Annotated in this window: 13 protein-coding genes; 2 read left to right on the forward strand and 11 right to left on the reverse strand. The window is 67.2% G+C overall.

All coding sequences use genetic code 11. The features are described 5' to 3' along the window. Positions 1 to 71: 71 nt before the first annotated feature. The 8 genes from ACO6D5_RS25935 to ACO6D5_RS25970 all read right to left on the reverse strand — a co-directional run bounded on the left by ACO6D5_RS25935 (position 72) and on the right by ACO6D5_RS25970 (position 7,867). On the reverse strand, positions 72 to 1,007 hold the full coding sequence (locus tag ACO6D5_RS25935; protein ID WP_485826983.1) for a 2-hydroxyacid dehydrogenase: 936 nt from the start codon (positions 1,005 to 1,007) through the stop codon (positions 72 to 74). A 96-nt stretch (positions 1,008 to 1,103) separates the two neighbouring features. Next, a complete protein-coding gene (locus ACO6D5_RS25940; protein ID WP_315529097.1) occupies positions 1,104 to 2,174 on the reverse strand; it encodes an extracellular solute-binding protein in 1,071 nt (356 codons plus the stop codon). Then, entirely contained in the window at positions 2,171 to 3,343 is a 1,173-nt protein-coding gene (locus ACO6D5_RS25945) for an NAD(P)/FAD-dependent oxidoreductase (protein ID WP_485826984.1), read from the reverse strand. The genes ACO6D5_RS25940 and ACO6D5_RS25945 overlap by 4 nt, the downstream gene beginning before the upstream one ends. Beyond that, positions 3,340 to 4,725: an FAD/NAD(P)-dependent oxidoreductase gene (locus ACO6D5_RS25950; RefSeq protein ID WP_485826985.1), complete on the reverse strand. Its 1,386-nt coding sequence runs from the start codon at positions 4,723 to 4,725 to the stop codon at positions 3,340 to 3,342. Before ACO6D5_RS25950 ends, ACO6D5_RS25945 begins: the two co-directional genes overlap by 4 nt. Further along, positions 4,722 to 5,063: a (2Fe-2S)-binding protein gene (locus tag ACO6D5_RS25955; protein WP_315529091.1), complete on the reverse strand. Its 342-nt coding sequence runs from the start codon at positions 5,061 to 5,063 to the stop codon at positions 4,722 to 4,724. The genes ACO6D5_RS25950 and ACO6D5_RS25955 overlap by 4 nt, the downstream gene beginning before the upstream one ends. Before the next feature lie 37 nt (positions 5,064 to 5,100). Further along, positions 5,101 to 5,895 carry an ABC transporter permease gene (locus ACO6D5_RS25960; protein WP_315529090.1) on the reverse strand — a complete coding sequence of 265 codons (795 nt, stop codon included), beginning with the start codon at positions 5,893 to 5,895 and terminating at the stop codon, positions 5,101 to 5,103. 15 nt (positions 5,896 to 5,910) lie between these two features. Next, positions 5,911 to 6,798 carry an ABC transporter permease subunit gene (locus tag ACO6D5_RS25965; protein ID WP_315529088.1) on the reverse strand — a complete coding sequence of 296 codons (888 nt, stop codon included), beginning with the start codon at positions 6,796 to 6,798 and terminating at the stop codon, positions 5,911 to 5,913. 1 nt (position 6,799) lies between these two features. Beyond that, entirely contained in the window at positions 6,800 to 7,867 is a 1,068-nt protein-coding gene (locus ACO6D5_RS25970) for an ABC transporter ATP-binding protein (protein WP_485826986.1), read from the reverse strand. Positions 7,868 to 8,082: 215 nt separating this feature from the next. Here ACO6D5_RS25970 and ACO6D5_RS25975 point away from each other — a divergent pair, with 215 nt between their 5' ends. Then, complete coding sequence (locus ACO6D5_RS25975) at positions 8,083 to 8,925, forward strand: IclR family transcriptional regulator domain-containing protein (protein WP_315529086.1); 843 nt, start codon at positions 8,083 to 8,085, stop codon at positions 8,923 to 8,925. 72 nt (positions 8,926 to 8,997) lie between these two features. On the opposite strand, the gene ACO6D5_RS25980 is transcribed toward ACO6D5_RS25975, so the two are convergent. Together ACO6D5_RS25980 and ACO6D5_RS25985 are read right to left on the reverse strand one after the other, a co-directional pair. Beyond that, complete coding sequence (locus ACO6D5_RS25980; protein ID WP_315529084.1) at positions 8,998 to 10,161, reverse strand: L-lactate dehydrogenase; 1,164 nt, start codon at positions 10,159 to 10,161, stop codon at positions 8,998 to 9,000. A gap of 206 nt (positions 10,162 to 10,367) precedes the next feature. After that, a complete protein-coding gene (locus ACO6D5_RS25985; RefSeq protein WP_315529082.1) occupies positions 10,368 to 11,264 on the reverse strand; it encodes a phytanoyl-CoA dioxygenase family protein in 897 nt (298 codons plus the stop codon). A gap of 161 nt (positions 11,265 to 11,425) precedes the next feature. On the opposite strand from ACO6D5_RS25985, the gene ACO6D5_RS25990 reads away from it, so the two are divergent. Next, positions 11,426 to 11,722: an acylphosphatase gene (locus tag ACO6D5_RS25990; RefSeq protein ID WP_315529080.1), complete on the forward strand. Its 297-nt coding sequence runs from the start codon at positions 11,426 to 11,428 to the stop codon at positions 11,720 to 11,722. 72 nt (positions 11,723 to 11,794) lie between these two features. Here ACO6D5_RS25990 and ACO6D5_RS25995 read toward each other — a convergent pair whose 3' ends face one another. Further along, on the reverse strand, positions 11,795 to 12,700 hold the full coding sequence (locus ACO6D5_RS25995) for an EamA family transporter (protein WP_485826987.1): 906 nt from the start codon (positions 12,698 to 12,700) through the stop codon (positions 11,795 to 11,797). Positions 12,701 to 12,862 lie beyond the last annotated feature (162 nt).

Consider the following 12,862-nt stretch of genomic DNA (forward strand, 5'->3'; position numbering starts at 1 on the left):
GGTCGGGTTATTGCGACGATGCGAAACGCGCGCAGCCCATCATGCTTGCGGGATCAATATCCGCCGCGCAATCAATACCCGCGCTGCGGATCGTAAATGTTCGGCAATGGCTCGCCGCGCTCGTTGGCATCGATCAGCAACGCGGTGTGCCTGGCGCGTTCCTTGCGGTCGGGGATCGCGGCGCAATGCGGCGTGATGATGATGCCGGGGTGGGTCCACAGCGGGGAGTCTTTGGGCAGCGGCTCTTGCTCGAAGACATCCAGGATTGCCTGGTGCAACTGGCCGCTATCCAGGGCGTCGACGACGTCTTGGGTCACCATGTGCGATCCGCGGCCGGCGTTGATCAGGCTGGCGCCGCGCGGAAGTTGCGATAACGTGGCGGTGTTGAGGATGCCCTTGGTGGCGTCAGTGGCCGGCAGCAGGCAGACGAGGAGGTCGGTGCCTGCCAGGAATTCGCCGAACTGGCCTTGGCCGGCGTAGGAGGGCAGGCCTTCCAGGGTGCTGGCGCCGCGTGACCAGCCGGCGACGGGGAAGCCGACGCGGGTCAGGAGTTGGGCGGCGGCCACGCCCAGGTGGCCTAGGCCCATGATGCCCACGCGCATGTCGGCCGCGACGCGCAGCGAGTCGAACAGCTCCCAGTGGCGGCGCGCCTGGTTGTCCACAACCCGCTTGATGTCGCGGGTCAGCATCAGCGCGGAGGTCAGCACGAACTCGGCCATTTCCGTGCGGGTGCGGGCCGTGACCATGCGGGCGATGGACAGGTGGCGCGGCCGCTGCGGGTCGGCCAGGATGTGGTCGACGCCGGCGCCGGCGCTGATGATGAGTTTCAGGTTGGTGAAGGTGGCCAGTCGGCCAGCGTCGGGGGCCCAGACCAGGGCGTAGTCGACGGTGGCGGGGTCGATCTCTTCATGCCAGCCCACCACGTCCAGGTCGGGCGCGAACGCGCGGAACTGCTCGCGCCACGCGTCGATCGCGGATGGACCGCCGGAGTTGATGATGAGCCGCATGCGGGTCCTTCCCCTGTCTGCGGGCGCGTCAGGCGCCCAGGCTGTGCGCGGTGCGCGCCTGCGGTTTATCCACAGGCGGCGCGCCGCAAGATCTTATCAACGTTCGACAGTGCGGTTCCAGCGCGCGTTGAATGCGGGCCGGGTCGTGTTGATCTGATCCCAGTCCAGGATCTTGGCGTTTTCCATGTAGCCCTGGAAGCGCTTGAGCGCCTCGGCGTTGTCCGCCGGCGCCTGGACATTCTTATTGGACGGGAAATGGCCGCCCATTTCCAGCGCCTTCGCCTGGGCGCTGGCCGACAGCAGGTACAGCGCCAGTTTCTGCGCCAGTTCCGGTTCGCTGTTCTTGGCGATGACGCATTCGCCCACCATCAGGATCACCGAACCTTCCTTGGGCTGCGCGTATTCCACCGGGATGTCGCGCTTTTTCAAGCGGGCGATCGCCGTGGGCGTCAGCGGGAAGATGGCGGCTTCGTTGGACTGGATCATCTCGGCCAGCTTGGCCGAATTGGGGATGTATTCCAGCACGTTGGGGCCGATGGTTTCGGGCCACTTCTTGAAGCCCGGCTCGTAGTTCTTGTCGTCGCCGCCCTGGATGCGGTTGAACATCAGGAAGCCGTGCAGGCCGAAGGTGCTGCCGGAGGCGGACTGGAACACGACGCGGCCCTTGTACTTCGGGTCGGCCAAGTCCATCCAGGACGTGGGCGGCGCCCACCCCTTGTCGGCGAACATCTTGGTGTTGTAGCCCAGGCCCGTCATGCCGATGTCGATGCCGGCCGCCATGCGGTCCTTCATCACGGCGGTGGGGTACAGCTCTTTCAGCACGGGGTCGTCGTTCAGCTGTTCGCACAGGCCCATCGAGATCGCGCGCGCCATGATGCCGTCGTCCAGGAACATGACGTGCATCTGCGGCTTGTCCTTGTAGGCCTGCGCCTTGGCCAGCACGTCCGTCGAGGTGCCCGGCACCACGACAATCTTCACGTTGTTGGCTTTTTCGAAATCCGGGAACACGTACTGCGTGAAGGCGCGCTCCATGTCGCCGCCGTTCATGCCGACGTACAGCGTCTTCTGCTGCGCCATGGCGCCCGCGGACAGCAACGTCATCATCGCCGCGCCCAGCAGCCACTTCCCCTTGCTCAGGCGCGACGCGCCCTGTTTCTTATCCATCATGGTGACTCCAGCGTTTGCTCACGAACACTCTCAGGCCGGCCCGCGGCGCCGTGAGCGGCGGCCGTGTACCGTTCAATGCGGAAGGCATCGATAGGAATGGAGGACTGGCCGCGCACGACCAGTTCGGACAGCACTTCGCCCACGGCGGGGCCGATCTGGAAGCCCGCCCCCGACAGCCCGAAGGCGTGGAACAGGCCGGGCACGGTGGCGCTCGGCCCCAGCACCGGGTTGTGGTCGGGCATGTTTCCCTCCACGCCCGTCCAGAACCGGATGACTTGTGCGCCGCGCAACACCGGCAGCAACTTCGTGGCGTTGGCCATCAACGTGCCCAGGCCGGCGCGGCCTGGCCGCGCGAAATCGGGATCGGACGACACGCCGCGGCCCCCGCCGATGACGCAGTTGCCGCGCGCCACCTGACGCGCATAGATGCCGCCGCCCTGTATGCCTAAGCTGACGCTCATGAATACCGGCATCGGTTCGGTCACCATCATCAGCGGATGAATGGAGGTTTCCGGCACGGACTCGCCGAAGCCTTCGGCAAAGCGTCCGGCCCACGCCCCCGCGCAATTGAGCAAGTAGCGCGACCGCACTTCCAGCCCATCGTCCGTGCGCAGGATGAAGCGCGCGCCATCATGTTCGGCGGACGCCACGCGCACGCCTTCGCGCACGTCCGCGCCCAAGGCGCCAGCGGCGCGTCCGAATGCAGGCGACACCAGACGTGGATTCGCGTGGCCGTCGTCCGGGCAGAACGATCCGCCCGCGACATGCTCGCCCAGCCAGCCGTAGCGGCGCGCCAGGGCGCGGCGGTCGAGCATTTCCAGATGCATGCCAAAGCCCCGCGTGCGTTCGCGGTAAGCCTCCAGCAGCGCCATGTCGGACTCGGAGGCCGCCAGCTTCAAATGGCCGGAACGGACGTACTCGCCGTCGATGCCGATCAGCGCCGGCAATTGGCCCCAGAGCTCGTGCGCGCGCTGCGTCAGCGGCATCTGCTCCAGCCCGCGGCCCTGGCGGCGCACGCCGCCGTAGTTCACGCCGCTGGCGCGCGCGCCGCACAGCCCGGCTTCCAGCAGCACGACGGGCACGCCCTGGCGGCGCAGGAACAGCGCCGCGCTGCCGCCGACGATGCCCCCGCCGATGATGGCGACTTCGGTATCGATACGCTGCGTCATGACGGCACCTTATCCCGGCGTTCCAGGCACACGACGCGCACCGGCACGGGTTTGACCGGCGGCTGGTTGCGCAGGCGCCCGACCTCGGCGGGCGAGCGGCCGCAGGCATGGGCCAGCACCTCGGCCGCGGCCGCGCCGCACATGCGGCCCTGGCAGCGTCCCATGCCCACCCGCGTCAGCGCCTTCACGCGGTTCAGTTCCTGCGCGGCCGTGTCGTTGACGGCCTGGCGCAACGTGCCGGCCGTGACTTCCTCGCAGCGGCAAACAACGGTGTCGTCGGCGATGCCTTGGGCCCAATCTTCGGGAAAGGGGAACGCGCGCTCCAGCGCCGTTCGGATGCGGCCGATACCAGCCAGCCGCGCTTCCAGGTCGCGGGCGCGGTGCCCATCGTGCGGGTGATCGATATCTTCCAGCAGCGCCAGCGCGGCGCGTTCGCCCGCCAGTTCCGCCGCGTCCGCCCCGGCGATTGCGGCGCCGTCGCCCGCCACGTAGACGCCCGGCACGCTGCTGCGTCCGGCGGCGTCGCGGCGCGGCGTCCAATTGCGGTCCCGCGTGTTGAATTCGAATTCGCAGCCGGCAAGGCTGGCCAGCTGGGTTTCGGAACGCAATGCCAGTCCATAGGCCAGCGCATCGCATTCCACCGCATGCGTGCGCGCGCCCTGGCGATAGGTCAGACCCGTCACGCGTTCCTTGCCTTGCACCGCTACCGGCCGCACGCCGCTACGCAACGGCACGCCGTGCGCGCGCAACCACGCCATGTAGTACAGCCCCTTGGCCAGCAGGCCGGGTGCGCGCAACATGCCCGGCAAGGCGGCCAGGCGGTCGGCAGCGCGCGACGTGTCCAGCACCGCCGCCACCTGCGCGCCGGCCTTGGCATATTGATACGCCACCAGGTACAGCAACGGGCCCGTGCCCATGAAGACGACGCGCGTGCCGATGGCGCAGCCCTGGTACTTCAAGGCCACCTGCGATCCGCCCAGGGTGTAGACGCCTGGGGTCAGCCAGCCGGGAAACGGCAGCACGCGGTCAGTGGCGCCAGTGGCCAGGATCAGGTGCGTGTACGGCACCGCCGTGCTGACGCCGTCCTGCAGCACGTCCAGCGTCTTGCCGTCCACGTTCCACACCAGGCTGCCGGGGCGGTAGTCCACCTGCGGCAGCAAGGCGGCCATGGCTCGATGCACGGCGTCTGCCTTGCGGTGCTCGAAACCATACAGTTCCTGCTTGGGGCGTTGGAACCCTTGCGGCGGCTGCCGATAGATCTGGCCGCCTGCGCGCGGCGCTTCGTCCAGGACCACGGGCCGCAGGCCCTGCGCGACCAGCGCTTCGGCCGCACGCACGCCTGCCGGTCCGGCGCCGACGATAACGGGCATCACCATGCTCATGGCGCGTCATCCTCCGGCCACGCTGCGGCGGCCAGCGTGCCCGGCGCCGCGGCAGGCGCCAGCGGCGTGGTTTGCAGGCGCATGCCCGGCTCGATCAGCGTGGAACACGCGCGCACGCGCGACCCGTCTTCCAACTGCATCCAGCAATCCTGGCAGGCGCCCATCATGCAGAAGCCCGCGCGCGGGGCACCGCCGAATTCCGAATGGCGCACGCGGTCGGCTTGCGTCAGCACGGCGGTCAGCACCGTGTCGCCGGCCAGTGCGGTACAGGCCTGGCCGTCCAGTTTGAACGGCACCGCGGGCCGGGCCGTCTCGGCCAGGCGTTTCAGTATTGCCATGATGCCGGCGCCTCTCTCTTCGCCGTAAGCGCACGCTTCATTTCTGCCCCACCAGCACGCGGTCCAGGCCATACACGCGGTCCAGCAGCAGCATGGTGACCGCGGTCAGCCCGATGACCAGCGCGGACACGGCTGCCATCATCGGGTCGATGGATTCGGTGGCGTACATGTACATGCGGACAGGCAGCGTGATGGTCGACGGCGCGGTGATGAACACCGACATCGTCAGTTCATCGAAGCTGTTGATGAAGGCCAGCAGCCAGCCGCCCGACACGCCCGGAATGATCAGCGGCAGCGTCACCTGGAAGAACACCGTGGCGCGGCTGGCGCCCAGCGACAGCGCGGCGTGTTCGATCGACCGGTCAAAGCCCACCAGCGCGCCGATCACCAGCCGCATGACGTACGGCGTGATGACCACGACGTGCGCGGCCACCAGCCACGGGAAGCTGCCCGCCATGCCCATCAGCGCGAAAAAGCGCAGCAGGGCCACGCCCAGCACCAGATGCGGGATCATCAGCGGCGACAGGAACAGGCCGTTCAGCGCGTCGCGCCCCGGAAAGCGGTAGCGCGTGATGGCAATCGCCGCGGGCACCGCCAGGCACACCGCGATGGTGGCCGACAGGAACGCCAGCCACAGGCTGTTCTGGAAGGCCTGCATGAAATTGGGGTGGTCGAACACGGCGCGGAACCAGCGCAGTGAAAAGCTCGTGGTCGGCACCGTGAGCGTGGTGTCCGGCGTGAACGCCACCAGGCACACGATGGCAAGCGGCGCCAGCACGAACGCCACCACCAGGAAGTTGAACGCCAACGCGATAGGACCGTTCTTCTGCATGTCGATTCCTTTGCGTTAGCCCAGGCTGCGGCGGTAGGAGCGTTCCACGACGCGGTTGTACGCCATCATGATGATCACGTTGACCACCAGCAGCACGATCGCGATCGCCGCGCCCAGCGGCCAGTTCAGCTCGGTCAGGAATTCGTCGTACACGACGGTCGCCACCATCTTCAGGCGGCGTCCGCCCAGCAGCGCGGGAATCGCGAATGAACTTGCTGACAGGCCGAACACGATCAGGCTGCCCGACAGGATGCCCGGCATCGCCTGCGGCAGCACGATGCGCGCCAGCGTCTGGAAGCGCGACGCGTTCAGCGACAGCGCGGCGTGTTCCACCGTCGGGTCCAGCTTCTGCAGCGACGTCCAGATGGGGATGACCATGAAGGGCAGCATCACGTGCACCAGGCCGATGATGACGGCGGTGGGCGTGTACAGCAGCGGTCCCAGCCCCAGCGCGGCGGCCGCGCGGCCGATGGCCCCGCCCGGGCCCAGCAGCATGCTCCAGCCGAAGGCGCGCACCACCAGCGAAATCAACAGCGGCGACAGCACCACCAACAGGAAGATCGAGCGCCAGGGCTTGCCCATGCGCGACAGGATGTAGGCCTCGGGCGCGCCAATCAGCACGCAGATCAGCGTGGTGACGCCCGCGATCCAGAACGTGCGCCAGAAGATCTCCAGGAAATAGCTGTCGGTGACGACCGCCAGATAGTGTTCGAGGGTCAGGCCGGGCAGGACGCCCGCGCCGTAATCGAACGGGCGGAAAGACAGCACGAAGGTCAGCGCCAGCGGCGTCAGCACCAGCGTCAAAAAGACGATGGCCAGCGGGATGGAACCCAGGATGGCAAGCAGCCCTTCATTGCGCGGCTTGGGCCCGGCGGCGGCGGCAGGTTGCGTCAACGTCGCCATGTCAGGCCTCTTCCGGCGCGGGCGCGCGCAGCACGCGCAATACGCCTTCGGCCCAGTCCAGGCCGATGGCATCGCCGTCGTCGTGCGGGCGGCGGCCATCGTTGGGCGTCAGGACGGTCAGCGCGCCCACGGGCGAATCCAGGTCGTACATCCACTGGCTGCCCAGGAAATAGCGCGTGTTGACGACACAGGACAACTTGCCCTGGCCCGCCGGCACCGGCACCAGCTTTTCGGGCCGCAGCGACAGCTGCACGCTATCGCCATGGCGCAGGCCTTCGCCGTCCACCACGACGCGCAGGGCGCCAGTCTCGATTTCGGCCTGCGCGCCGCAGCGCGTGACGCGGCCCGGCAGCAGATTGGTCTTGCCCACGAAACGCGAAATGAATTCGGTCTGCGGATGCTCGTACATGCGGAAGGGCGCATCCACCTGGGTCGCGCGGCCGTCCTGCATGACGACGACGCGGTCGCTGATCGACAGCGCTTCGGCCTGGTCGTGCGTGACCATCACCGTCGTCGTGCCGATCTTCTTCTGGATGCTGCGCAGTTCGAACTGCATCTCTTCGCGCAGCTTGGCGTCCAGGTTGGACAACGGTTCGTCCAGCAGCAGCACGGGCGGCCGAATGACCAGCGCACGCGCCAGCGCCACGCGTTGGCGTTGGCCGCCGGAGAGCTCGCGCGGAAAGCGGTCAGCGTGCTTGTCCAGCTTCACCAGCGCCAACGCTTCGCGCACGCGCGCCTGGCGTTCGGCGCGTTCGACGTTGCGCATCTTCAGGCCAAAGGCCACGTTGTCGGTGACGGTCAGGTGCGGGAATAGCGCGTAGCTCTGGAACACGATCCCCAGGCCGCGCGTGTTCGGCTTGGCGCGGGTGATGTCGCGGCCATCCAGCGTGATGGTGCCCCGGGTCACGTCGGCAAAGCCGGCAATCATCTGCAAGGTTGTCGTCTTGCCGCAACCGGACGGCCCCAGCAGCGACACGAATTCGCCTTGCTCGACCGCCAGGCTCAAGTCGGAAACGACGCGCAGGTCGCCATAGTTCTTCGAGACGTTGTCCAGCCGCAGAAATGACATATTCCAAACCCCGTAGCCCGTCGCGGGCCTTGCGCCCCAGGGCGGGCCGGTTTCCCGGCGCCCTGACGGCTTATTCGATGGGGCAGTCTAGGTTTGGCCAAAACCCGGGGTCAATTAGGGTTTTCCGAAGAATCGAATTTTTTATCTAATAATTCCATTCAATTGAATTTCCTGATAAAAACGTAGCTAGTAATTTTGATTATCGGAACCTAAGAATGAAGAAATCAGAAACCAGCGACGAATCCGCCGGCCAGGGCGTCTTGCAGCGGGCCTTTGCCGTCTTGCGCGTGCTGGCCGACGCCAAAGGGGAAAAACTGCGCCTGACCGACATCGCCGCCCGCACCGGCCAGGCGCAAGCCACGGTGCATCGCGTGCTGCAGGGGCTGATGCAGGAAGGGGTGGTGGAGCAGCCTGCGCAAAGCAAGGGCTACCAGCTCAGCGTGGCGTTCTTTTCGCTGGCGGCGGCCGCCGGCACGCACCAGTCCAGCCTGCGCTCGCTGTACCGGCCGGCGCTGCTGCGCTTGTCGGGCATGCTGAACGACACGATCTTCCTGCTGGTGCGCAGCGGTTTCGACGCCGTCTGCGTGGACCGCGTCGACGGCGCCTTCCCGGTGCGCTCGCACACCGGCGACATCGGCGGCCGCGTGCCGCTGGGCATGGGCCAGGGCGGCCTGGTGCTGCTGGCCAGCCTGCCGGAAGCCGAACGCGAAGAGGTCATCCGCTTCAACATCCCGCGGCTGCACCATCTGGGTTTCGTCGACGAGATCTCGATGCGCGTGCGCATCCGCGAATGCCTGGAGCTTCGCTACGCGCGCAGCCAGGGGCAGGGCGTGTTCCCCAACATCGCGGGATTGGCGGTGCCGGTCTATGACGCCAACGGCGTGACCGTGGCGGCGCTGAGCGTGGCCGCCCCCATCGAACGCATCAATGACGAACGCCTGCCGCTGATCGTGGAAATGCTGCGCCGCGAAGCCGACGCCATCGGCGCGCAGATCAACCCGTTCGATCCGGCCCTGCGGCGCCCCAGCCAGTTCCTGGGCGCGGGGAACGCCGGCTGACGACACCCGGGCCGCAAAACAAAACGGCCTGGACATCGGATGTCCAGGCCGTTGCGTGTTGCCCGTAGCGGGTCAGGTCGGATACGTGCCCGGCAACAGGATGCTGCGGTCGCCCGGCTCGATGTTGCGGCGGCCGCACAGCGCCATCGTCGTGTCCATTTCCTTGTACAGCAGCTCCAGCACGCGGGTCACGCCCGCCTGGCCGTAAGCGCCCAGGCCGTACAGGAAGGCGCGGCCGATCATCGCGCCGCGCGCGCCCAGCGCCACCGCCTTCAGGATGTCCTGGCCGGAACGCACGCCGCCGTCCATCCAGACTTCGATCTTCGAGCCCACCGCGTCGGCAATCGACGGCAGCGCCGCGATCGACGACATGGCGCCGTCCAGCTGGCGCCCGCCGTGGTTGCTGACGATCAGCGCGTCGGCGCCGCTATTGGCCGCCATCTGCGCATCTTCCACGTCCAGGATGCCCTTGATGATCAGCTTGCCGCCCCAGCGCTGCTTGATCCATTCCACGTCGTCCCAGCTCAGGCGCGGGTCGAATTGTTCGGCCGTCCACGCCGACAGCGACGACAGGTCGCTCACGCCCTTGGCGTGGCCCACGATGTTGCCGAAGGTGCGGCGCTTGGTGCCCAGCATGCCCATGCACCAGCGCGGCTTGGTCGCCAGGTTGATCAGGTTGCGCAGCGTGGGCTTGGGCGGCGTCGACAGGCCGTTCTTGATGTCCTTGTGGCGCTGGCCCAGTATCTGCAAGTCCAGCGTCAGCACCAGCGCGGTGCAGCCTGCGGCCTTGGCGCGGTCGATCAGGTTGGCCACGAACTCGCGGTCGCGCATCACATAGAGCTGGAACCAGAACGGCTTTTTGGTGGCTTCAGCCACGTCTTCCAGCGAGCAGATGCTCATCGTGGACAAGGTGAACGGCACGCCGAAGTCGGCAGCGGCCTTGGCCGCCAGGATCTCCCCGTCCGCATGCTGCATGCCGGTCAGGCCGGTAGGCGAAATCGCCAGCGGCATCACGACGTCATGGCCCACCAGAGTGGTGCGCAGCGACCGGCCTTCCATGTTCACCGCCACGCGCTGGCGCAGCTTGATCTTCTGGAAGTCGCTTTCATTGGCGCGGTACGTGCCTTCGGTCCAGGCGCCGGAATCGGCGTAGTCGTAGAACATGCGCGGCACGCGCTTTTGCGCAATGGCGCGCAAATCTTCGATGCAGGTGATCGTAGAAAGGTTAGCGGTCATGGGAGGTCTGAGGAGTGATAGAGGTGCGCCAGCTGCGTTTCGTTTTTCTAGAGTCTGGTGCCGCCGGCTGCGGCGGCTTCGCCACTGCGCAGGGGCGGCTTCGCCCCGCGGCGCCGCCCAGTATACGCGCCGAGGCCGGCAAGCGTCGCTTGCCGGCCTCGTTCGCCCCCCTCGGACCGGAGCTCTGCGGCCCCTGTCCACCCAAGCTATCTGGGCCAGACCTTGCTGACCGCCCGGATCGTCGCCCACGCCACCCAACGCGGGCTGGTCAGCCGCGCGCCCGGCAGGCGCCGCATCACGTCCACGGCCAGCCCGCCACGCTTATGCCATTGCTTCTTGCGGGTCTGGCTGTCGGTCCAACGGCCTTCCAGCCACGGGAATTCGCGCCGCCCCGGCTTGTACACGGGCGGGGTGTTGTAGATGAGGATGTACGCCAGCCGCGGCGACGGCGACGTGTTGGGGCCGGTGAAATGCAGCGTGCGGGCGTCGTGCACGGTGATGCCGCCGGGGTCCAGCGGTTCCGCCACGGCCTGATCGCGCGCGAAATCGCCGCAGCACTCCAGCGGATGCAGGGTCTTGTCGCCGCCGGGCGAACGGTGCTCCAGCACGTCCCATTTGTTCGAACCGGGGATGAACTGCATGCATCCGTTCTCCACGGTCGCCGGCTGCAGGGCCAGCCAGATGCTCAGTTCGTTGTAGATGAAGTCGGGCGACCGGAACGCCTCGTCCTGGTGCCAGGGCGTTTCCGGGCCGTGCGGGCCGGGCTTGAGCAGCGCATGCTCGCCGTACAGCGCGGCGTCCTCGCCCAACAGCTGGCGCGCCAGGTCCAGCGTGCGTTCGTGATAGGCCGTCTTCAGCAGACCAGGGGCATAATGGCGCGGATCGTGCAGGCTGGGAAACTTGGCCGGCTTGGACGGATCGTCCCGGCTGACGAAGTCGTACTGCGCCCCCTCGTTGTAGCCGGTCTTGTTCGCGAACAGGTCCAGCAGCGTCCGGCGGATGTACCCGACCTCATCCTGCGGGCACATGTCCTTCAGGGCCAGGTAGCCCTGGTCCCTGTAACGCGCTGTCTCTGCTTCCGACAACAAACTGGTCTCTTCCATAATGGCTTCTCCAAGCTCTGGTAGCGGGTGTTCCCGTTGGCACGTTTTGACATGAGCTCTAACGTATCGCTTCGATGCCCACCGGGCCTATAGACCATCTGCCGTAGCCACAACCGCCTACGTTCATCGCGTCGGCGGCGCATCATCCGAAGGAAACATCCATGCAAGACCCTCGATCCGACACCCATATCGAAACCGTCCTCGTCACCGTCAGCGGCACGGTGCAAGGCGTGGGCTACCGCCACGCGACCGTGCGCCGCGCCCACATGCTGGGCGTGACGGGCTGGGTGCAGAACCTGCTGGACGGCACGGTCGAAGCCCTGGTGCAGGGCTCGCCCGACCAGGTGGACCACATGCTGGAATGGTTGCGGCGCGGCCCGCCGGGCGCTTCCGTGCAGGAAATGACGACGCGCCGGGAGTACACCGACAAGCGTTACGTCCGCTTCGAACAGGTGTAAGCCCAGGGGCAAACGCCTATCGCCGCCTAGGCGCGATGGCGTAATCCGATCAGCCGAGGGCCAGCCGGAAGGTCAGCGGGTGCGCATCCAGCGCCCGCCCACCTGATTGATGACCAGGCCGGCCAGTACGCAGCCGGCCCCTGCCCATTGCAGCGGCTGCAGCCGTTCGTCAAAGGCCATGGACGCGGCCCACAGGCCCACCACCGGCACCAGCAGGGAAAACGGGGCGATCTTGGCCGCGGGATGGCGCGTCAGCAACTGCGTCCACAAGGTGTAGGCCACCAGCGTCGCCAGCACCGCCAGGTACAGCACGGACAGCGCCTCGCCCCAGCCCATGCCCGTCACCATGCCCGCGACGGGACCCCAACCGTCGATCAGCACGGCCAGCCCCAGGAAAGGCAGCACCGGAGCGGCGCTGCTCCAGGCAATGAAAGCGAAGGGGTCGTAGCCGGGGGATTTGCGGCTGGCCAGCCGCACGATCAGGTTGGACACCGCCCACATGAACGCCCCGCCCAGCGTCAGCGCAAAGCCCAGCATCGTCATCTGCCCGGGGCCTTCGCCGCGGCCGCCGGCAATCACCGCCAGCCCCACCGCGGCCACGCCCAGGCCGATCCAGTGATGGCGGCGGGCGCGCTCGCCCAGCACGGGCGCGGCCAGCAGCAAGGTGAAGAACGCCTGGGTCTGGATGACCAGCGAGGCCATGCCCGCGGGCATGCCGAATTTCAGCGCAGTGAACAACAGGCCGAATTGCCCCAGCCCCTGCACCAGCCCGTAGGCCGCGATCCAGTGCCACGGCAGCTGCGGCCGGCGCACGAAGAGGATCAGGGGGAAGGCCGCCAGCGCAAACCGCAGCGCGCCGAGCATCATGGGGGACAAGCCCCGCATGCCGACCTTCATGACAACAAAATTCAGCCCCCAGATGACCACGACCGCCAGTGCGCAGAAATAGTCTTTTCGGGTTAGGTGAGTCGTGGACATCCCTGCATTATCGCATCGCCGGCCCCCCGAATCGGCCCGATCTCAGTGCTTTTTCAGCACCGCCGCAAAGGCCTGCACGGCGACGTCGATGTCCTCGTCGTCGATGTGGCGGTGGGTCACGCAGCGCAGGCGCGTGCGGCCCCAGGGCCGGGTCAGCAGGCC

The organism is Achromobacter sp. (genome assembly GCF_057314935.1).